This is a genomic window from Kribbella caucasensis, from assembly GCF_004361855.1.
Taxonomy (GTDB): domain Bacteria; phylum Actinomycetota; class Actinomycetes; order Propionibacteriales; family Kribbellaceae; genus Kribbella; species Kribbella caucasensis.
Map to the genome: position 1 here is coordinate 475,478 of NZ_SNWQ01000002.1, position 20,453 is coordinate 495,930.

At 67.9% G+C, this 20,453-nt stretch carries 16 protein-coding genes; 10 read left to right on the forward strand and 6 right to left on the reverse strand.

Features of this window, described 5'->3' with window-relative positions; genetic code table 11:
* Positions 1-4 precede the first annotated feature (4 nt).
* Positions 5-433 carry a MarR family winged helix-turn-helix transcriptional regulator gene (locus EV643_RS06285; protein ID WP_238165390.1) on the forward strand — a complete coding sequence of 143 codons (429 nt, stop codon included), beginning with the start codon at positions 5-7 and terminating at the stop codon, positions 431-433.
* A gap of 694 nt (positions 434-1,127) precedes the next feature.
* On the forward strand, positions 1,128-2,303 hold the full coding sequence (locus EV643_RS06290) for a threonine synthase (protein ID WP_133799000.1): 1,176 nt from the start codon (positions 1,128-1,130) through the stop codon (positions 2,301-2,303).
* Here EV643_RS06290 and EV643_RS06295 read toward each other — a convergent pair whose 3' ends face one another.
* Together EV643_RS06295 and EV643_RS06300 are read right to left on the reverse strand one after the other, a co-directional pair.
* Positions 2,304-3,284, reverse strand: coding sequence for a dienelactone hydrolase family protein (locus EV643_RS06295; RefSeq protein ID WP_133799001.1), 981 nt, complete (start codon positions 3,282-3,284; stop codon positions 2,304-2,306).
* Positions 3,285-3,413: 129 nt separating this feature from the next.
* Positions 3,414-5,402, reverse strand: a complete 1,989-nt coding sequence (locus EV643_RS06300) for an alpha-1,4-glucan--maltose-1-phosphate maltosyltransferase (RefSeq protein ID WP_133799002.1) — start codon at positions 5,400-5,402, stop codon at positions 3,414-3,416.
* Positions 5,403-5,631: 229 nt separating this feature from the next.
* Between EV643_RS06300 and glgP the strand changes: the two genes are divergently transcribed.
* On the forward strand, positions 5,632-8,226 hold the full coding sequence (glgP, locus tag EV643_RS06305; protein ID WP_133799003.1) for an alpha-glucan family phosphorylase: 2,595 nt from the start codon (positions 5,632-5,634) through the stop codon (positions 8,224-8,226).
* Positions 8,227-8,414: 188 nt separating this feature from the next.
* Here the strand turns inward: glgP and EV643_RS06310 are convergent, their stop codons facing one another.
* From EV643_RS06310 to glgX, 4 genes are all read right to left on the reverse strand, one after another.
* Positions 8,415-9,293, reverse strand: a complete 879-nt coding sequence (locus tag EV643_RS06310; RefSeq protein WP_133799004.1) for a transglutaminase-like domain-containing protein — start codon at positions 9,291-9,293, stop codon at positions 8,415-8,417.
* A gap of 71 nt (positions 9,294-9,364) precedes the next feature.
* Entirely contained in the window at positions 9,365-10,189 is an 825-nt protein-coding gene (locus EV643_RS06315; RefSeq protein ID WP_133799005.1) for a MerR family transcriptional regulator, read from the reverse strand.
* A gap of 51 nt (positions 10,190-10,240) precedes the next feature.
* Entirely contained in the window at positions 10,241-11,038 is a 798-nt protein-coding gene (locus EV643_RS06320) for an SGNH/GDSL hydrolase family protein (protein WP_133799006.1), read from the reverse strand.
* Positions 11,039-11,138: 100 nt separating this feature from the next.
* Positions 11,139-13,235, reverse strand: a complete 2,097-nt coding sequence (gene glgX / locus EV643_RS06325; RefSeq protein WP_238165392.1) for a glycogen debranching protein GlgX — start codon at positions 13,233-13,235, stop codon at positions 11,139-11,141.
* Positions 13,236-13,428: 193 nt separating this feature from the next.
* On the opposite strand from glgX, the gene EV643_RS06330 reads away from it, so the two are divergent.
* From EV643_RS06330 to EV643_RS06360, 7 genes are all read left to right on the forward strand, one after another.
* The gene (locus tag EV643_RS06330) at positions 13,429-14,718 is read left to right on the forward strand and encodes an ABC transporter substrate-binding protein (protein ID WP_133799008.1); all 1,290 of its coding nucleotides are present in this window, start codon (positions 13,429-13,431) and stop codon (positions 14,716-14,718) included.
* On the forward strand, positions 14,715-15,605 hold the full coding sequence (locus EV643_RS06335) for a carbohydrate ABC transporter permease (protein ID WP_133799009.1): 891 nt from the start codon (positions 14,715-14,717) through the stop codon (positions 15,603-15,605). The genes EV643_RS06330 and EV643_RS06335 overlap by 4 nt, the downstream gene beginning before the upstream one ends.
* Positions 15,595-16,431 (forward strand): carbohydrate ABC transporter permease, encoded by an 837-nt coding sequence (locus EV643_RS06340; protein WP_133799010.1) that lies wholly within the window; start codon positions 15,595-15,597, stop codon positions 16,429-16,431. The genes EV643_RS06335 and EV643_RS06340 overlap by 11 nt, the downstream gene beginning before the upstream one ends.
* Positions 16,432-16,438: 7 nt before the next feature.
* Entirely contained in the window at positions 16,439-17,488 is a 1,050-nt protein-coding gene (locus tag EV643_RS06345; RefSeq protein ID WP_133799011.1) for a Gfo/Idh/MocA family protein, read from the forward strand.
* Positions 17,485-18,528 carry a Gfo/Idh/MocA family protein gene (locus EV643_RS06350; RefSeq protein WP_133799012.1) on the forward strand — a complete coding sequence of 348 codons (1,044 nt, stop codon included), beginning with the start codon at positions 17,485-17,487 and terminating at the stop codon, positions 18,526-18,528. The genes EV643_RS06345 and EV643_RS06350 overlap by 4 nt, the downstream gene beginning before the upstream one ends.
* A 194-nt stretch (positions 18,529-18,722) precedes the next feature.
* Positions 18,723-19,502, forward strand: a complete 780-nt coding sequence (locus tag EV643_RS06355) for an enoyl-CoA hydratase/isomerase family protein (RefSeq protein ID WP_133799013.1) — start codon at positions 18,723-18,725, stop codon at positions 19,500-19,502.
* Positions 19,502-20,449 carry a class I SAM-dependent methyltransferase gene (locus tag EV643_RS06360; RefSeq protein WP_133799014.1) on the forward strand — a complete coding sequence of 316 codons (948 nt, stop codon included), beginning with the start codon at positions 19,502-19,504 and terminating at the stop codon, positions 20,447-20,449. The genes EV643_RS06355 and EV643_RS06360 overlap by 1 nt, the downstream gene beginning before the upstream one ends.
* Positions 20,450-20,453 lie beyond the last annotated feature (4 nt).

A 20,453-nucleotide genomic window follows, 5' to 3' on the forward strand; every position in this document is an offset into this window, starting at 1 on the left:
CAAGGTGACGCGGGCGGAGAGTTATCGGTTGCTGGTGGCTGATGTTTATGAGTTGGCTGGGTTGTCCCGGCGGACCAGCGAGGCCACGGCTTCGGCGTACGGGCAGTCGGTGGCGCGGTGGCATGTGATGAGCGTGGTGTCGGAGCAGCCGCTGACGGTGCCGGCGGTGGCGCGGCGGTTGGGGTTGGTGCGGCAGAGCGTCCAGCGGGTGGTCGACGAACTGGTTGCCGAGGGCATCCTCGAGCGGACCGACAACCCGGACCATCAACGGTCGCCGTTGCATCAGTTGTCCACCGCTGGTCGTCAGACGCTGAAACAGCTGGTCGCGGCGTCCGATGCCGACCGCACCCAACGCCTCACCCGTGCCGGTGTCACGGTCGCGGAGTTGGACGCCGCACGCGAGACCCTCCGCAAACTGCTGTCCGTGTTGTAGGCGGGATCGGCAGGGGCGAGTGCGGTCGGGGGGCGCGTGGCTTGTGGTCGCGTGGTTTCCGGGTCGCGTGGTTCGGGGCGTGGCTTGGTGTCGCGTGGTTCCGGGCCGCGTGGTCGGGGCGCGTGGTTTGAGGTCGCGTGGTTCGGGTCGGATGGTCGTGGTCGCGCTGTATGGCGAGCTTCGTTGTGCGCCGGCTCGCATCGGGGGCGCCTGGTCGGGGGCGAACAGTCGGCGGTGAACGGGATCGGGGCCGGGGCCCGGGGCGAACAGTCGGTGGTAACCGGGGATCTGGCCGGGTCGGGGCCGTCGTTGGGACCTCGGTCAGGACGTGGGGGGCTTGAACATGTAATAGCCAGTTCACGGTCCCGGGTTGTTGTTCAAGGTCCCAGGTTCTCGGGCGCGGGCGGACGGGATCCGGGCGCCGGGGTCGTCGACTTCGCTCGGTCTGAGCCACCCGCGGCCGCGACGGCAACCTGTCTCCGCTGTTGCTCGGTTCGGAGAGGTTGGGTCGGAGGACGGTGACAAATTGCCGCAGAGGGATGGCGACCAAAAGTTTCCGCGCTGTGGCAGGTGTCGCACTTTGGGCACCCGGTGGTCGCGATCGGCGTGACTTTGTGGCTGGCGGGTGCTCAAGGTCGGGGATTGGGGTGGGTGTGCGGGGTTGGGGAAGGGGGCGGCGGGTAGCGTCGGGGGCGTGCGATATTCGGGGTTGGGGTGGCTGGAGTGTCCTCGGTGTGGGCGGGCGCATGAGGCTGATCAGGTGATTGGGGTGTGTTCGTGCGGGTCGCCCTTGTTGGCTCGGTATGAGCTGGATGAGGTGCGGGCGGGGTTGAGCAAGGGGGAAGTGGCGGGGCGGGCGCCGGATTTGTGGCGGTATCACGAACTGTTGCCGGTGCGGGATGTGGCGAACGTGGTGAGTCTGGGGGAGGGGATGACGCCGTTGGTCGGCCTGCCGCGGTACGGGCGGGAGCTGGGGGTGGATCGGCTGCTGATGAAGGATGAAGGGCTGATCCCGACTGGGACGTTCAAGGCGCGTGGGGCTGCGGTGGGGGTGTCGCGGGCTCGGGAGGTCGGGGTACAGAAGATCGCGATGCCGACCAATGGGAATGCGGGGTCGGCGTGGGCGACGTACGCGGCTCGAGCTGGGATGGAGGCGTTGATCGCGATGCCGATCGCGGCGCCGGAGATCTGTCGGCGTGAGGTGTCGGTGGTCGGGGCGGAACTGCATCTGATCGACGGGCTGATCGGGGATGCGGGGGCGTTCGTGCGCGAGCAGTTGGCGACTCGGGGCGGGTATCAGGATGTGTCGACGTTGAAGGAGCCGTACCGGATCGAGGGCAAGAAGACGATGGGGCTGGAGATCGCGGAGCAGTTGGGGTGGAAGCTGCCGGATGTGATCCTGTACCCGACCGGTGGTGGGGTGGGGATCATCGGTATCTGGAAGGCGCTCAACGAACTGGCTGAGCTCGTCTGGGTCGACGGTCCGCTGCCGCGCCTGGTCGCTGTCCAGTCAACCGGGTGTGCGCCGATCGTGAAGGCATGGGAGAAGGGTGCGCCCGAGAGTGAGCCCTGGCCCGATGCGCAGACGGTTGCCTTCGGCATCACTGTGCCCAAGGCGCTCGGCGATTTCCTTGTCCTGCAAGCGATCGCGGAAACCGGCGGCTGCGCCGTCGCCGTCGATGACGCGGATATCCTCGCCGCCCAACGCCGTTGCGCCGAGCTCGAAGGCGCGTTCATCTGCCCCGAAGGCGCCGCCAACTTCGCCGCCATCGCCCAACTCCGCGAGTTCGGCTGGATCAAACAGTCGGACCAGGTAGTCGCCCTCAACACCGGCACCGGCCTGAAGTACCCCGAAACCGTCCCGCTCTAGTCAGGTCTGGTTGTGGAGCCAGGTGGTGGCGGCTTGTTGCATGACCTGGTCGAACTTGTGGGGACCGTCGTAGAACAAGCCGGTGTAGGAGCTGGGGGAGGTGGCGTAGTGGGCGGTGATTCGGGCGTGGGCTGCTTGGGCGCCGGCATGGGGGAAGAGTTCGTCGTGGCGGTTGTACTGGACGAGTAGTGGTGCGGGGGTGCGGCAGGCTGCCAGGTCGGGCCAGTCGGCGTGGCGGGCGAAGCCGGCGGGCATGAGCATCCAGGTGTGGTCGACGACGCTGTGGTCCAGCAGGGAGTCGTAGGTGCCCATCATGCCGACGATGACGGCGGCGGAGAGGTGGTCGCTGGAGGCTTGGAGCAGGGCTGAGCGGCAGCCGCCGCCGGATAGGCCGACGCTGCCGACGAAATCGGTGGTGTCGGGGCGGGAGCGCAAGTAGTTCAGGGCGATCCGGTCTTCGCGCGCGACGACAGCGGCGAACGTCGTACCTAGTAGGGAGCAGTATTTCTCGAGTAGGTGCTCGTGATGTGACGCGGCGGCGTTGTAGAGCTCGGCCTCGCCGGGATTGGGGCCGGCCGAGAGGTTGCCGAGGGCTTGGATTCGCGGCGGCATCTCGGGTAGTGGGAAGCGGCGGCTTCCCCAGGCGAAGGCGTCGGTGACGAGTACGGCGAATCCGTCGCGGGCGAGGTCGTTGGCGAAGGCCCGTCCCTCGTAGTAAGTGGAACGCCCAGCGGCGACAAAATCTGGGACGGGATCAGGACCGTCGGCAATCTTCTCCTTGCCGTAGTACTTGTTGCCGTCGTGACCGTGCAACGCAAGCACCCCGGGCAGGGGACGAGTCGCGCCAGCGGGTCGGAGCAACCAGGCGACGGTCCGGGGGCCGAAGCCGACCGAGTAGGACAGCTCCTCGCCGACAATGCCGTCCCTGGTCCACCGGCGTTCCACCCGCAGATCGGCCGGCAACTCAACTGCAACAGGCACAGCGAGGAGGTCCCGGACCAGGTCACGAACCGCAGAAGGCTGAGGCTTGCCGGCCCGGGCGCGCGGGCCGGCAGCAGCCTCTACCCAATCGCTGTAGACACCAAGATGTGCATATTCCGACAAAGCGCGTCAGGCCTGGCCGCGGCGTACGGCGAGGATGTGGGCCGGGTCGCCATTGGGATCCAGGCGGACGTAGTTCTGCTGGCCCCAACGCCAGGTGGCGCCGGTGATCTCGTCGTACACGGTGAAGGTGTCGTCCGGGCGCATGCCGAGCGCGGCCATGTCGAGGTGGACGAGCGACTCGCGGACCGAATGCGGGTCGGTGTTGACGACCACGATGACCGTGTCCGTGTGGCCGTCGGGACCGGTCGTGCGCTTGGAGTAGCACATGATCGCCTCGTCCTCGACCGAGTGCAGGCTGAGGTTGCGCAGTTGCTGCAGGGCCGGGTGCCGCCGCCGGATGTTGTTCAGCAGCGTCAGGTACGGCGCAAGGCTGCGGCCCTCACGTTCGGCGGCCTCCCAGTCGCGTGGGCGGAGCTGGAACTTCTCCGTGTCCAGGTACTCCTCGGACCCGGGCCGCAGCGCGACGTGTTCGAACAGTTCGTAGCCCGCGTAGACACCCCAGGCCGGCGACGAGGTGGACGCGATCGCCGCGCGGATCTTGAACGCCCCCGGACCGCCGTACTGCAGGTACGCGGTCAGGATGTCCGGGGTGTTGACGAAGAAGTTCGGCCGGAGGAAGTGCCCGGTCTGTTTGGTCAGCTCCTGCAGGTACTCCTCCAGCTCCCACTTCTCGTTGCGCCAGGTGAAGTACGTGTACGACTGGTGGAAGCCGACCTTGGCCAGCTCCTGCATCATCGGCCGCCGGGTGAACGCCTCGGACAGGAACACCACGTCCGGGTCGGTCTTGCGGATCTCCCCGAGCAGCCACTCCCAGAAGTTGACCGGCTTGGTGTGCGGGTTGTCCACCCGGAACACGGTGACGCCGTGCGCGATCCACAGCTTCACGATCCGCAGTACCTCGGCGTAGATGCCTTCGGGATCGTTGTCGAAGTTGATCGGGTAGATGTCCTGGTACTTCTTCGGCGGGTTCTCCGCGTACGCGATCGAGCCGTCGGCGCGGACCGAGAACCACTTCGGGTGCTCCTTCACCCACGGGTGGTCTGGCGACGCCTGCAGGGCCAGGTCGATCGCGACCTCCAGGCCGGCCTCACGAGCCCGGCCGACGAAGTAGTCGAAGTCCTCGAAGGTGCCGAGCTCGGGGTGGATCGCGTCGTGCCCGCCGTCCTCGGAACCGATCGCCCACGGCGACCCCGGATCGCCCGGCTTGGGGTCGAGGGTGTTGTTCGGGCCCTTGCGGAACGAGTGCCCGATCGGGTGCACCGGCGGTACGTAAAGGATGTCGAACCCCATCGCGGCGACCGCGTCCAGCCGCTTCGCCGCGGTACGGAGCGTGCCCGATGTCCACTGGCCGGTCGATTCGTCGTACTGCGCGCCTTCGGACCGCGGGAAGAACTCGTACCAGCTGCCGTACAACGCACGGGTCCGATCCACCCACACCGGATAGGTCTCGGACGACGTGATCAGCTCGCGCACCGGGTAGCGCCCGAGCGCGGCGCGGACCTGCGGCGAGATCCCCGCGGCGAGCCGGGCCTCGGGCGGCAACGCGCCGTTGGCCAGCGCCTGCGCGGCATCGGTCAGGGTGGCCCGGTCCAGCCGCACCGCGGGCGGTACGCCGGCCGCTGCGCGGTCGAAGAAGGCGGCCCCTTCGGCGAACATCAGGTCGACGTCCATCCCGGCCGGGATCTTGATCTCGGCGTTGTGCCGCCACGTCCCGTACGGGTCGCTCCAGCCTTCGACGGCGAACGTCCACGCGCCCCGCTCCTGCAGGGTGACCTCGACGGTCCAGCGGTCCGAGCCCTGGCCGACCGGGGTCATCAGCATCCGTCTGGTCTGCCCCGAAGGCGAGGTCAGGACGACGTTGGCGTTCACCGCGTCGTGGCCCTCACGGAAAACCGTGGCCGCGATGGTGAACGTCTCGCCGACTGACGCCTTCGCCGGATACGCTCCGGCGTCGACGGTCGGGGTGACGTCGGTGATCGGGATGCGCCCAGTCATGGTGGTCGATGAACTCGCTTTCCGGCTTATGGATCGGACAAGTCGGGTGACAGGTCTGACGTTATCGGTTCGGAGTGGCCAGACACGCCACGCAGCACTGATTCGATACCCACCCACCGCGAGGTCAGGCATCACGGTCCGGGTTCCGCTGCTGCAAAATCTTGCTCGTCCTGCAAGATTGACGCATCCCGAACGTGTTCCGTGCACCTGTGGCCGGTACGGTGTCCCGGTGCGAGCGATACGACGATTCTCCGTCCGCCCTGTCCTGCCCGAGCCGCTGACCGGTCTCGGCACCCTGGTGAACAACCTGCGCTGGGCCTGGCACCCCGAGACCCAAGATGTCTTCGAGGCTGTCGACCCCCAGCTGTGGCGCACCACCGGCGGTGACCCGGTCAAGCTTCTCGGTGAGGTCCCGGCGGCCCGGCTCGACGAGCTGGCGAACGACCAGGCCTTCCTGCGAAGGCTGGAACTGGCTGTGTCCGACCTGAACGCCTACGTCACCGGCGAGCGGTGGTTCCAGGCCGACGCGGGGACGCCGGTCAGCTCGGTGGCCTACTTCTCCCCGGAGTTCGGCATCACCCACGTGCTGCCGCAGTACTCCGGTGGTCTCGGCATCCTGGCCGGTGACCACCTGAAGGCGGCCAGTGACCTCGGTGTGCCGCTGATCGGCGTCGGCCTGCTGTACCGGCACGGCTATTTCGGTCAGTCGCTGAACCGTGAGGGCTGGCAGCAGGAGCGGTACCCGCTGGTCGATCCGGACGGGCTGCCGATCAGCCTGCTCCGCGACGGTGACGCACCGGCCACCGTCACCGTGACGCTGCCGGGCGGCCGGGAGTTGCACGCCCAGATCTTCATCGCCCAGGTCGGCCGCGTGCCGCTGCTGATGCTCGACTCCGACATGGAGGAGAACGAGCCGGCCGAGCGCGAGGTGACCGACCGGCTGTACGGCGGTACCACGGAGCACCGGTTGCTCCAGGAGTTGTTGCTCGGTGTCGGCGGTGTCCGCGCGGTCCGCACGTATTGCCGGATCACCAGTCACCCGGCGCCGGAGGCGTTCCACACCAACGAGGGCCACGCCGGCTTCCTCGGGGTCGAGCGGATCCGCGAGCTGGCCGAGAGCGGGCACGACTTCGACACCGCGCTCGAGGTCGCCCGCGGCGGCACCGTATTCACCACCCACACGCCGGTCCCGGCCGGTATCGACCGGTTCCCGGTGGAGCTGATCCAGCAGCACTTCTCGCCGGACGTGTTCGGCGACGGTGTCCCGATCGACCGGATCCTCGAGCTCGGCGCCGAGGACTTCGAGGGCGGCGACCCGGCCGTGTTCAACATGGCGATCATGGGCCTGCGACTGGCCCAGCGCGCCAACGGTGTGTCCAAGCTGCACGGTGTGGTCAGCCGGGGGATGTTCTCCGGACTGTGGCCGAGCTTCGACTCGTCCGACGTGCCGATCACCTCGATCACCAACGGCGTGCACGCGCCGACCTGGGTGGCCCGGGAGATCTCCCAGCTCACCTACGCGAACGCCGACCAGGGCGACTCCGAGGGCATGTTCGAGGGTCTGGACAAGACCACCGACGCGCAGCTCTGGGAGACCAAGCGGATCCTGCGGCAGCGCTTCATCGACGACACCCGGGCCCGGGTCCGCGCGTCCTGGATCAACCGGGGCGCCAGCGAGGCCGAACTGGGCTGGGTCGACTCGATCCTGGACCCGGACGTGCTGACCGTCGGATTCGCCCGCCGCGTCCCGTCGTACAAGCGGCTGACGCTGATGCTGCGCGACCCGGCCCGGCTGAAGGCGCTGCTGCTGCACCCGCAGCGGCCGATCCAGATCGTCATCGCGGGTAAGGCGCACCCGGCCGACGAGGGTGGCAAGAAGCTGATCCAGGAGATGGTCCGGTTCGCCGACGACCCGGAGGTTCGGCACCGGATCGTGTTCGTGCCCGACTACGACATCGCGCTGGCCCAGCCGATGTACCCGGGCTGCGACGTCTGGCTGAACAACCCGCTCCGGCCGTACGAGGCGTGCGGCACGTCGGGGATGAAGGCGGCGCTGAACGGTGCGCTCAACCTGTCCATCCGCGACGGCTGGTGGGACGAGTGGTACGACGACGAGTTCGGCTGGGCGATCCCGTCGGCCGAGGGGATCGAGGACACCGACCGGCGCGACGATCTCGAAGCGCACGCGCTGTACGACCTGATCGAGAAGCAGGTCGCGCCCCGGTTCTACGACGGCGAGGTGCCGGGCCGCTGGATCGAGATGCTCCGGCACACGATCAAGGAGCTCGGCCCGAAGGTGCTCGCCACCCGGATGGTCCGCGACTACGTCCAGCGGCTGTACGTCCCGGCAGCCCAGTCGTCCCGGCAGCTCAACTCGACGTACGACGGTGCGCGCGAACTGGCCGACTGGAAGAAGAAGGTCCGGTCCGCCTGGTCTGCTGTTCGCGTGGATCACGTGGAGCTGCAGGGTCTCGGCGACGTACCGCAGCTCGGTACGACGGTCGGCATCCGCGCGTTCGTCACGCTCGGCGAGCTGACCCCGGCCGACATCGACGTGGAGGCCCTGCACGGCCGGGTCGACACCAACGACGAGATCACCGACGCGGTCCGCGAGTCGCTGTCGCTGGCGGAGACCTACGAGGGCAACCGGCACCGGTTCGAGGGTGAGCTGAAGCTGGACCGGACCGGCCCGTTCGGCTACACCGTCCGGGTGGTGCCGAAGCACCCGATGCTGGCCAGCCCGGCCGAACTCGGCCTCGCCGCCGGCCCCTCCGACCCCGAGGACCCCAACACCCCGGACCTCCCCGTCGGCTCGGAGTTCTGAGCACCCTCGGAGTTCTGAGCACCCGTAGTCCGAGCACCCGTAGTCCGAGCGGCTCCCCGTCGCATCTCAGAGGCTAGCCTCCGAGGTGAATGGTTACCCCCCGAGAATCTGAGGGGGCAACCATTACCTGAAGGGCTAGCCTCTGAGATTTCACCCGGGCGGAGCAGGTCTGCGGCGGGGAGGCGGGGTCAGGTCGCTGGGGTCTGCTCGCGCGTTGTGACGTTGACGTAGTACGGCGGGGTGCCGGTGGGGGAGTGGACCTCTAGGCGGTCGGCCGGGTGCCATTCGGGGTCCTCGCGGTAGAGGTCGCGGAGTTTCGTGGTCGCGGCCTCGTCGCCGGCATCGGAGGCGACCAGGAGCGCGGCGACCTCGTCGGTCGGGCCGAGGTCCATCTCCAGGTCGTCGGCCATCCCGCCGAACCCGTCCCAGAGCAGTACCTCGTCGCACTGCAGATGCGCCAGCTGCAGGAACACGTAGTCCCGGATGAACCAGCCACCCTTCAACGGCAGCGACGGATCCACCCCGAACAGGTCCCCGTCCAGCTCACCCGACCGGTACCCGAGCCACACCTCCGCGGCCGACCGGAACTTCCCAGCCGGCATGTCCTGTACGTCGAATCCCCAGTGCTCACCTGGTTCGAGCTGCGCGTCGACCATCACCCATCGGTCGCCGTTCCAGTACTCAGCGACGACGTGATCGCAGTTGAACCCGGGCACGAAGTACGGCGCGAACCCGATCCTGCTGCGAGCCGGAATCCCCTTGTGCCGAAGGGCGGAGACGGTCAGCAGGGTGTAGTCCCGGCAGCAACCGGCGACCCGATCGGCCGGCTCGCGCGGAGTCGCCAACGGGGTGCCGTTGCGCCGCTGGTCGGTCGCGAGCAGGTCGTCGATCCAGCGATGGTTGATCTCCTCCAGCCGCTCGCCGGTGAACTCGATCCCGCCACCGCGATAGTGGATCAGCACATTGCGGACCACGTCGGTGATCCCGGCGACGTCCGACGGCAAGACGTCGAGCAGCGCGGCGTACTCACCGGGGTTGCTGTAGGCGGACTGGGCGGCAAAGCTCATTGGTCGTTCCCCTCAGATCGATGCTGCGATGCGATTCAGGTCGGTCATGGGACTCAGATCGGTGCTGGGATTCAGATCGGTACTGCGATGTCGACGGCCGGCGCTGAACCGGGCAGGTCCTGGAAGCTGGGGTCGTACACCTCGCGGGCGGCGCCGGTCCGGGGCGAACCTGTGCCGCGGACCCAGTCCTGGACCAGGTCGTAGGCGAGCATGATCCGCGGATACGCGCACTCGTCCTTGGTGATCGTGCAGTAGGCCTCGGTATGGGCCGGCTCGACCCGGATCCCGATCGGCCCGGCCGGATCGACGGTCCCGGTGAACGGCACGCAGACCTCGACGGTCGCCTCGTTCTCCGGCGTGACCTGACCGTGGTAGATCACCATCGATCCTCCGGGCAGCGTGGCGCCGGAAGCCACCAAATGGGAGCGCAACATCATCGTCGAGGACACGATCGCCCCGACCAGCGCCTGCTGGTCCGTGTCGTGCCGGATCGAGGCGATCTTGGTCTCCGGTACCTCCCGCACCAGCACCGGCCGCGGACTCAACCCTGGCGACCCAGACCGGATCAACCGGTCCCGCAGGTACTCCAGGGTCGCCTTCCGCGCCTCGCTGGTCGCCTCCGAGGCAGCCCACCAACGGTCCAACCGGATGAGCGCCTCCTCATCGGTCCCGGCCAGCACCTCCGCGATCGTGGTCAACGGCATGTCGAGCTGACGCAGCACACTGATCCGCCGGGCCCGCTCCAGCTGCGCCTCGTCGTACCGCCGGTAGCCGTTGACCGGATCCACCCGGGCCGGCGGCAGCAACCCCGACACGTCGTACAGCCGCAGGGCCTTGTGCGAGAGCCCCGCGCGCCGCCCGAACTCACTGATCGTCAGCTCGACAACCTCGTCCATGCGGGCAAGTCTTCACCTTGCCCCAGGGGCAGAGTGAAGCGGCAAACCGGATCAGTGCTGTGGAACCACTGCGGGCAGCGCGGCGAGAAGGGCGTCCGCGTGGTGGCGGTAGCCGGCGTCGTTGGGGTGGAAGCGGTCGGCGGCGAGCTTGTCGCGCCAGGGTGGGCGGACGTGGCGGGACAGCTCGGCGACCGGGAGACCCCGGTTGGACGCGGCGGCGCGGATCAGGCGGTTGATGCCGGCGACGTACGGGCTGCAGACGCCGCCAATGGTCCAGAACCGGTCCGGAACCGGGAGGTCCATCACCACCGACGACGAGGGCAGTCGCCGGATCAACTCCTGGAGGTTGTTGCGGAACCGTCCGGGCGGCGTACCGAGGATGTCGTTGCTGCCGATGCCGCAGGTCACCAGGTCCGGCTCCACGCCGAGCTGCTGGACGAGGGGGAGTTGGTCGTCGAGCACGTGGCCTGTTTGGGCGCCGGAGCGGGACAGGTTGACCACGCGCCACGGACGATCGGAACGGTCCAGCTTGGTCAGCACCTGGCCGACATAGCCGTGCCATGGGGACGACGCGCCGAGGCCCTGAGCCGTCGAATCGCCGAGCACCACCCACAGGGGACCCTCGGCCGCGAGTGCGGTCTCGTTCTGCTGCCGCCAGAAATCGGCGTAGGTCCGGGCCTGGATGTCGATGGACGCGACGCCGTCACACCACCGCTGGACGGTATGACGTGGGGTCGTTCTCTCGGCATCACCCCAGCGCACCACGACCTGGTGGAGTACGCCGATCGGCGTGGTGTTGTCGGGACGTGTCCGCCGTCGCGGCTCTCGTCCTGATCGCAGGAATAACATCCGGGCCCCCCTCCGGATATCAGCGGCCGCGCAGGTGGCCCGCAAGTGAACAGTTGGTGATCATCGACCGTACAACACGGAGCCAAATCTCACCATCGATTCAGAGCGCGCGGAGCAGGACCAGACATCGGGGAGCAAGCGGTACGACGGCACCCGCCTCGACCTCGGTGACGCCCGAATGCGACGTGTCCAGCACGACCTCGTACGCCGGCGCCCAGGACGCGTCCGGTACGACGACCTCGCGCGCCTCGGCGGTCGCGTTCAGCGCGAGCAGGAACGAGTTGTCGGTCAGCATGTTGCCCTCGGCATCGGTACCGCGGAGCGCGTCGCCGGCCAGGAACATCCCGATCGTGCGCAGGTTCCCGTCGTGCCAGTCCGCCTCGGTCATCTCACCACCGTGCGGCGCGATCCAGGACATGTCCTTGCGGCCGCCGGGCACCACCGGCTGGCCGGAGAACCAGTGCCACTGCCGCAACGTCGGATGCGCCGCCCGCAACGTGATCAGCTTCTTGGTCAGCTCCAGATGACTCGACCATTTGGCCGGCAGCGACCAGTCGAACCAGGAGAGCTCGTTGTCCTGGCAGTAGGGGTTGTTGTTCCCGTACTGCGTCCGCCCGCACTCGTCCCCGGCGGTGATCATCGGGACCCCGGTGGACAGCACCAACGTGGACATCAGGTTCGCCATCTGCCGTTTGCGCAGCGCGAGCACCCGTCGGTCGGTGGTCTCGCCTTCGACACCGCAGTTCCAGGACCGGTTGTCGTCCGTACCGTCCCGGTTGTCCTCGTGGTTCGCATCGTTGTGCTTGTGGTCGTAGGAGACCAGGTCGCGCAGGGTGAACCCGTCGTGGGCGGTGACGAAGTTGATCGACGCGTACGGGTAGCGCCCGTCGTCGCCGTACAGGTCGCTGGAGCCGGACAGCCGGTAGGCGAGGTCCTTGACCCCGTCGGAGGAGGTCCGCCAGATGTCCCGGACGCTGTCGCGAAACTTGCCGTTCCACTCCGACCACGGGGTGCCGAAGTTGCCGACCTGATAGCCGAACTGGCCGACGTCCCACGGTTCGGAGATCAGCTTGACCCGGCCGAGTACCGGGTCGGCGGCCACCTCGGCGAGGAATGGGTGGTTGACGGTGTCGACCTCGTGCCGCTCGTTCCGGATCAGCGTGACGGCCAGGTCGAACCGGAACCCGTCGACGCCCATCTCCTCCACCCAGTACCGCAGCGAGTCCATCACCAGGCGGCGGACCTGCAGGTGCGAGGTGTCGATGGAGTTCCCGGTCCCGGTCACGTCGTAGGTGACGCCGCCGTGGGTGAGCCGGTAGTAGGCGCGGTTGTCGATCCCGCGGAAGCTCAGCGTCGGGCCGTCGAACCCGCCCTCGGCGGTGTGGTTGTAGACCACGTCCAGGATCACTTCGATGCCGGCGGCATGGAACGCGGCGACCATCGCCTTGAACTCGGCGACCTGTTCCCCGGTCGAGCCCGACGACGAGTACTGCGCGTGCGGGCTGAAGAAGTTCAGCGAGTTGTAGCCCCAGTAGTTGGGCAGTCCGCGGGCGGCGATGGCCGGCTCGGTGAGGAACTGGTGGATCGGCAGCAGTTCGACCGAGGTGACGCCGAGATCGGTCAGATAGTTGATCACGGACGGGTGCGCGAGCCCGGCGTACGTGCCGCGCTGGTGCTCGGGGACTCCCGGGTGGAGCTTGGTGAAGCCCTTGGTGTGAAGCTCGTAGATCACCGTTTCGCTCCAGGTCACCGGGCGGCTGATCGGCGGTGGCGGCTCGGAGCCGGCGACCACCACGCCGACCGGGACGTACCCGGCGGAGTCGCCGTCGGAGGAGTCGTAGATCAGCGGGCTGGCGTGGTCCAGGGATCCGTCGACGGCTCGCGCGTACGGGTCGAGCAGCAGCTTGGCCGGGTTGAACCGGAGTCCGTGTGACGGGTCGAACGGTCCGTGCACGCGGTAGCCGTAGCGCTGGCCGTGGCCGACGCCGCCGACGAAACCGGTCCAGTACTCGCCGGTGTGGTTCAGGTCGAGGTTCCGCTGGCTGCCGTCCGGGGCGATCAGGACCAGTTCGACCCGCTCGGCTGCCGGTGCCCACAGCGTGAAAGTGGTGCCGTCGTGATGGACCACGGCCCCCAACCGGTGCTCCGGATCGAGGGGCGGGCCGAGCGCGTTCGGGGCGGCGGTGGCTTCGGTCACCGGCACATTCTGCCTGCGAACCGCCGGAACCGGTTCAGCCAAGGCTTGAGATATCGCTAACCATGTCGGAAGTGCTCGTGAGAGGCTCCTTGCGAACACACACGCGCAATGATACAAACGCACGAGCCGTTATTTACTTACCGATGGCCACTCAGTTTGGTAAGGAGCTGGCCCGGCCGAGGGAGACATGCCGATGCGAATTCCATCCTTCGTGGCCGGGGTGGTCCTGGCCGCCCTGGCGCTGACCGCCCGCGGTAGCAACTCCGATTCGGGGAGCGAGGCGAAGGTCCCCGACAACCCCGCCGATGTGAAGGGCGACATCACCTACGCGATCTGGGATGTGAACCAGCAGCCCGCGATGCAGGAGATCGTCAAGGCCTTCAACACCAAGTATCCGAACGTCAAGGTGTCGATCTCACTGGCCGTCTTCGACCAGTACTTCACCAAGCTGAAGACCCAGGCCTCGTCGGACAACCTGCCCGACGTGTTCTGGATGAACGGACCGAACTTCCAGCTGTTCGCCGCGAACAAGCAGCTGGGCACCCTCGACGGGCTGCTCGAGGCCAAGCAGGTCGACCCGGCCAACTACCCGAAGGCGCTGAACGAGCTCTACTCGCTGGACGGCAAGCAGTACGGCGTACCGAAGGACTACGACACGATCGCCCTTTGGTACAACAAGAAGTTGTTCGCGGACGCCAAGGTGGAACCGCCGACGGCCGAGTGGACCTGGGACGACTACAAGGCCGCGGCCGGGAAGCTCAAGGCGGCGCTCGGCTCGAAGGGGATCTTCGCCACCGCCGACACCCTCGGCAACCAGGCCGACTACTACCCGGCGATGCTGAGCAACGGCGGCTTCGTGATCAAGGACGGCAAGTCCGGGTACAGCGACCCGAAGTCGATCGAGGCACTGCAGTTCTGGTCCGACATGGTGAAGGCCGGCTACACCCCGACCGCCGCGCAGAACGCCGAGTCGCCGAGCCAGGACCGGTTCTTCGCCGGCAAGGCCGCGATGATGTGGAACGGCAACTGGGTCGTCTCGGCCGCGCTGAAGTCGCAGTACAAGGACGACTTCACCGTCGTGCCGTTGCCGAAGGCCCCCAGTGGTGACCGGAAGACCGTGATCCACGGCATCGGCAACGTGATGCGCGCCAAGTCGAAGAACCCGGCCGCGGCCGCCGCGTTCCTGGCCTTCCTCGGCAGCAAGGACGCCGCGCTGATCCAGGCCAAGGCGGGTGCCGCGAACCCGGCGTTCACCGGGACCCAGACCGACTTCGTCAACTCGGCGCCGGCGTACAACCTGAAGACCTACATCGACGCGGCCGAGCAGTACGCCGAGCCGTACCCGGCCTCCAAGGACACCGCGGTGTGGAACAAGCTGGAGACCGACCTGATCGCCCCGGCGTTCGGCGGCGACAAGCCGATGTCGGAGGTGGCGCCCGAGGTCGCCACCAAGATGGACGAGGCACTGGGCAAGGAGAAGTGAGCGGTAAGTCCCGGTCGGCCGATGGCGGGTGGCCGTGGTTGTTCGTGCTGCCGACCTTCCTCGGCGTACTGGTGTTCTACCTGTGGCCGCTGGTCAAGACGCTGTACGACAGCTTCACCGAGACCGGGCCGTTCGGCGGCAGCACCTGGGTCGGCGCGGCCAACTACAGCCAGCTGGTCGGCGACACCGAGGTCTACCGGGCGATCCTGAACACGGTCGTCTACACGGCGATCGTGCTGCTCGGGATCCCACTCGCGGTGCTGTTCGCCAGCCTGCTGAACCGGCCGAACCTGCGGTTCGCGATGCTCTACCGGACGCTCTTCTTCCTCCCGTACGTCGCGATGCCGACCGCCATCTCCCTGGTCTGGCGGATCATCTACAACGGCGATTACGGCGTTCTCAACCAGGCGCTCGGCGTGATCGGCATCGACGGGCCGTCCTGGATCACGCAGGAGTGGTTCGCCCTGGTCGCGGTCGCGCTGCTCGGGCTGTGGCTCTCGATCGGCTTCAACATGGTCGTGTTGTCGGCCGGCTTGAAGAGCATCCCGGGCGAGCTGTACGAGGCGGCGTCGCTGGACGGAGCCGGTGCGGTGCAGCAGTTCCGGGCGATCACCGTCCCGCTGCTGACGCCGTCGATCTTCTTCCTGTCGGTGATCACCACGATCGCCGGATTCCAGTTGTTCGACCAGTTGTTCGCGCTTCTCGGGCCGGTCAACCCGGTGATGCCGAAGACGCAGTCGCTGGTCTTCCTCTTCTACGAGGCGGCCTTCGTCTCCAACGAGCGCGGGTACGCCGCGGCGGTCGCCGTACTGATCCTGCTCGTCGTCGGGCTGCTGACCTTGTTCCAGTTCCGGTTCCAGCGGAGGTGGGTGAACTATGGCCAGTAAGCCGGATCGGCGGCTGGGCAGCAACCGGATCGCGCATGTGGTGCTGATCCTGGGCAGCCTGGTGATGATGTTCCCGTTCCTGTGGCAGGTGAAGATGGCGTTCTCCAGCCAGGCCGAGATCCAGTCGATCCCACCCGATCTGCTGCCGTCGAAACTGCAGTGGAGCAACTTCTCCGAGGTGTTCCAGCGGTTGCCGTTCCTGGACCAGTTCTGGGTGTCGGTGGCGGTCACCGCCGGCCGGACCGTCGGTCAGCTGGTGCTCTGCTCGATGGCCGGTTACGCCTTCGCCCGGATGTCGTTCCGGTTCAAGGGCGTCATGCTGGCGTTGATCCTGTCCATCCTGATGGTGCCGAGCCAGGTGTACCTGATCCCGCAGTACCAGATCATCCAGCAGCTCGGCTGGCTGAACTCGATCCAGGGCATCGTTGCTCCCGGCATCTTCAGCGCGTTCGGCACGTTCCTGATGATGCAGTTCTTCCGGTCGATCCCGGTGGAACTGGAGGAGGCGGCCAAGCTGGACGGCTGCAACCCGTGGCAGGCGTTCTGGCGGGTCGTGCTGCCGGTGGCGAAGCCGGGGCTGATCTCGCTGGCGATCATCACCGTGCTGGCGTCCTGGGCGGACCTGCTCTGGCCGCTGGTGGTCACCTCGGCGCCGGAGGAGATGCCGTTGGCTGTCGGGATGGCCACGCTGAGCGGATACCAGGGCCAGATCTCGCCCGGGGTGATGATGGCTGCGGCGCTGATGGCGATGGCGCCGGTACTGATCCTCTTCGTGATCCTGCAGCGCCGGGTCGTCGAAGGCATCGCATTCTCCGGACTCAAGTAGAGGACTAATGAGCGAAACAGACCTGACCGGGCTGACGGTCGGACTGATCGGCGCGGGCAACATCGCGCATGTGCACGTGGCGGCCTGGAAGGCGCTCGGCGCGCGGGTGCTGGTGCACTCGCACGCGGGCGCGGCCGAGTTGGCCGCGCGGTACGGGCTGGAGGCGGTGGACTCGCTCGATGCGGTCTTCGCGGGCGTGGACTTCGTCGACATCGTGACGCCGTCGGCGACACACAAGGAGCTCGCGCTGGCCGCGATCAAGGCCGGCCGGGACGTGATCTGCGAGAAGCCGCTGACGCTGACCGCCACCGAATCGCACGAGCTGTCGGCGGCTGCCGAGGCCGCGGGCGTGCAGATCTACCCGGCGCACGTCGTCCGGTTCTTCCCGGCCTACAAGGCGGCGTACGACGCGGTCCGGGCGGGCCGGATCGGCGAGGTCGCGGTGGCCCGGTTCTTCCGGCAGGCGAGTTCACCCGCGGGGTCCGGCTGGTACCGCGATGTCGCGCGCTCGGGTGGCGTGATCATGGACCTGATGGTGCACGACCTCGACCAGGCGCGGTGGATCTGCGGCGAGGTGACCAGCGTGTACGCCGTACAGAGCCCGCCGACCGTGGACGGCATCTCCCCGGTCAACGTGGCGGCGCATGTGACGTTGACTCATGCGTCGGGTGCGATCAGCCATTTGCGGGCGACGTGGGGTGCGACCGGGACGCAGTTCAAGTCGGGCTTCGCGATCGCGGGGTCGACCGGGGTACTGGAGTACTCGTCGGCCGAGGACACCGGGTACGCCGAGGAGCTGATGGACGGCGGCTCCGGAGGCGACCTGCTGATCCCTTCGTCGACGCTTGGTGAGAGTCCTTATCTCACCCAGCTGCGGGAGCTCGCGGCCGCGCTTCGCGGTGGGCCTGCACCTCGGGTGGTCGCCGCCGATGGGGCCGCCGCGGTGTATCTGGCCGAGGCGGCCCGCGAGTCGATGGCTTCCGGCCTTGCGATCGACATGACTGCTCTGATTCCTTCGTTGTCCCACCGCCCCGACCCGGCAGGAGTTACCCGATGAGCTTGAAGGTCGCGATCGCCTCGTTCGCGCACACCCACGCGGCATCGTACGTGTCGCTGTTGGCATCGTTGCCTGAGGTGTCTGTGCTCGCGGCCGACCCGGATGGTGCCTCTGCGCCGGATGCGGGTCCGCGGGGTGCCGCGTTTGCTGCTTCTGCCGGTGTGGACTACGTCGACTCGTACGACGAGCTGTTCGGCTGGGGACCGGATGCGGTCGTGGTGACGAGTGAGAACGCGTTGCACCGATCGCTGGTGGAGCGGGCGGCTGCCGTCGGGGCACACGTGCTCTGCGAGAAGCCGTTGGCCACCGAGGTTGCCGACGGGGAGGCGATGCTGGCGGCGTGTGAGGCGGCCGGCGTGATCCTGATGACGGCGTACCCGGTGCGCTTCGCGCCGTCGTACGGGCGGTTGAAGGCGTCGGTCGAGGCCGGGCGGCTGGGTGAGGTCTTCGCCGTGCTGGGGACGAACAACGGAAAGATCCCGTATGCGCAGCGGCAGTGGTTCACCGACGCGAAGCTGGCCGGTGGGGGAGCGCTGGTGGATCACACCGTGCACTGCGCCGACCTGATCGACGGCCTCACCGGCGGGGTCGAGGCAGCCCGCGTTCACGCCGTGGCGAACCACGTCCTCCATCAGGACAAGGGGGTAGCGGTCGAGACGGGCGGGCTGGTCACCATCACCTACCGGAACGGGCTGCTGGCGACCATCGACTGTTCGTGGAGCGTCCCCGACAACGCTCCGACCTGGGGTGGGGTGACGTTGCAGGTGACCGGTACGAACGGGTCCGTCGAGATTGCTCCGTTCCAGACTCACGTGGGCGGCACGGATTCCTCCGGCGAGGTGTATCTCGGGGTGGGCGACAACCTCGACGCCATGATGCTGGCCGAATTCCTGTCCGCAGTCCGTGCCTCGGGTCCCGCCGTACCTGGCCAACCCCCTGCGGTGATCCCCCAACCAGACGGCGCAGTCGGCCTCCGCACCCTTCGCATAGTCGACGCCGCCCGCCGCTCAGCAACCACCGGCCAACCCATAAACCTCTGACCCCCACACACCCCACGCCGGGCGATGCGCCGCCGCCCCACGCGTCCGCCCGGCTGGGGGGGAGGCGGGGCGGTGGGACGGGCGAGGTGGGGTGGGGCGGGATGGGGTGGGCTCCCCGTGGTACCAGGTGGGCTGGGGGTCGGGTAGCGTGCGCGCTGATATGTGACCCACGGGTAGGGCGAAGGAGCGAGGTTATGGGCGAGTTCGTCAATCTGACGGTGGCCGACGGGGTCGGGACGATCCGGCTGGACCGGCCGAAGATGAACGCTCTCAACGTCCAGGTGCAGGAGGAGATCCGCGCCGCGGCGGTCGAGGCCGCCGCCGACGACGCAGTACGCGCGGTGGTGATCTACGGCGGTGAGCGGGTGTTCGCGGCCGGCGCGGACATCAAGGAGATGGCCGACATGTCCTACGCGGACATGGTCAAGCGCTCCGGTCCGCTGCAGGCCTCGCTGTCCGCGGTCGCCGCGATCCCGAAGCCGACCGTTGCCGCGATCACCGGTTACGCGCTCGGCGGCGGCTGCGAGCTCGCGCTCTGCGCCGACTACCGGATCGCCGCCGACGACGCCAAGCTCGGCCAGCCCGAGATCCTGCTCGGCATCATCCCCGGCGCCGGCGGCACCCAGCGGCTGTCCCGGCTGATCGGTCCGTCCAAGGCGAAGGACCTGATCTACACCGGCCGGTTCGTCGACGCCGCGGAGTCCCTCCAGCTCGGCCTGGTCGACAAGGTCGTCCCGGCCGCCGAGGTGTACGACGCGGCCGTTGCCTGGGCCACCCAGTTCTCCCGCGGTGCCGCCCTCGCGCTGCGGGCCGCCAAGGAAGCGATCGACAACGGTCTCGGCGTGGATCTGCAGACCGGGCTGGAGATCGAGCGGCAGCAGTTCGCCGGGCTGTTCGCCACCGAGGACCGCACGATCGGGATGAAGTCCTTCGTCGAGAACGGCCCGGGTAAGGCCGAGTTCAAGGGAATTTGATGACCACCTCCGCTGAGAAGCCCGCCGCCACCGCCGAACAGGTCGAGGCGGCCTGGAACGACAACAAGCTCGCCCAGGTGCTGTACCACGACTGGGAGGCGTCCACGTACGACGAGAAGTGGTCGATCTCGTACGACGAACGCTGCGTCACCTACGCCAAGGACCGGTTCACCGCGATCGCCGGTTCGGACGGCTGGCCGTACGGCAGGTCCCTGGAGATCGGCGCCGGCACCGGCTTCTTCACCCTGAACCTCAAGCTGGCCGGCGTTCTCGCCGAGGCGCACGTCACCGACCTCTCGCCCGGCATGGTCGAGGCCGCGAAGCGCAATGCCGCGACCCTCGGGTTCGCGGTCGAGGGCAAGGTCGCCGATGCGGAGAAGCTCCCGTACGACGACGACACCTTCGACCTGGTGATCGGTCACGCGGTGATCCATCACATCCCGGACGTCGAGCTAGCCTTCCGCGAGATGCTCCGCGTACTCAAGCCGGGCGGCCGGTTCGTCATCTGCGGCGAACCCACCCGGTACGGCGACCTCGTGGCCCGGCGGCTGTCCCGGTTCACCTGGTGGGCGACCACGAACGTGACCAGGATCCCGGCGCTGACCGACTGGCGGCGTCCGCAGGAGGAGCTCGACGAGTCGTCCCGGGCGGCCGCGTTGGAGGCGGTCGTCGACCTGCACACCTTCGACCCGGACACGCTGGCCCGGATGGCGGAGCGGGCCGGCGCGACCGGCGTACGGACGGTGACCGAGGAACTACTGGCCGCTTGGGTGGGCTGGCCGGTCCGGACGTTCGAGGCGGCGGTGCCGGACCGGAAACTCGGCTTCGGCTGGCGGATGTTCGCCTACAGGTCCTGGCTGCAGCTCTCGAAGGTAGACAGGGTGCTCTCGCACATCGTGCCTGACGAGCTCTACTACAACGTGTCGATCACGGGAGTAGCTCGCTGATCGC

Excerpts from the sequence above, each read along its gene's own strand:
- EV643_RS06300 (WP_133799002.1), bottom strand. The coding sequence starts at position 5,402 with ATGACTGGGCGCATCCCGATCACCGACGTCACCCCGACCGTCGACGCC.
- EV643_RS06310 (WP_133799004.1), bottom strand. The coding sequence starts at position 9,293 with ATGAGCTTTGCCGCCCAGTCCGCCTACAGCAACCCCGGTGAGTACGCC.
- EV643_RS06315 (WP_133799005.1), bottom strand. The coding sequence starts at position 10,189 with ATGGACGAGGTTGTCGAGCTGACGATCAGTGAGTTCGGGCGGCGCGCG.
- EV643_RS06320 (WP_133799006.1), bottom strand. The coding sequence starts at position 11,038 with ATGTTATTCCTGCGATCAGGACGAGAGCCGCGACGGCGGACACGTCCC.
- EV643_RS06330 (WP_133799008.1), top strand. The coding sequence starts at position 13,429 with ATGCGAATTCCATCCTTCGTGGCCGGGGTGGTCCTGGCCGCCCTGGCG.
- EV643_RS06340 (WP_133799010.1), top strand. The coding sequence starts at position 15,595 with ATGGCCAGTAAGCCGGATCGGCGGCTGGGCAGCAACCGGATCGCGCAT.
- EV643_RS06345 (WP_133799011.1), top strand. The coding sequence starts at position 16,439 with ATGAGCGAAACAGACCTGACCGGGCTGACGGTCGGACTGATCGGCGCG.
- EV643_RS06350 (WP_133799012.1), top strand. The coding sequence starts at position 17,485 with ATGAGCTTGAAGGTCGCGATCGCCTCGTTCGCGCACACCCACGCGGCA.
- EV643_RS06355 (WP_133799013.1), top strand. The coding sequence starts at position 18,723 with ATGGGCGAGTTCGTCAATCTGACGGTGGCCGACGGGGTCGGGACGATC.
- EV643_RS06360 (WP_133799014.1), top strand. The coding sequence starts at position 19,502 with ATGACCACCTCCGCTGAGAAGCCCGCCGCCACCGCCGAACAGGTCGAG.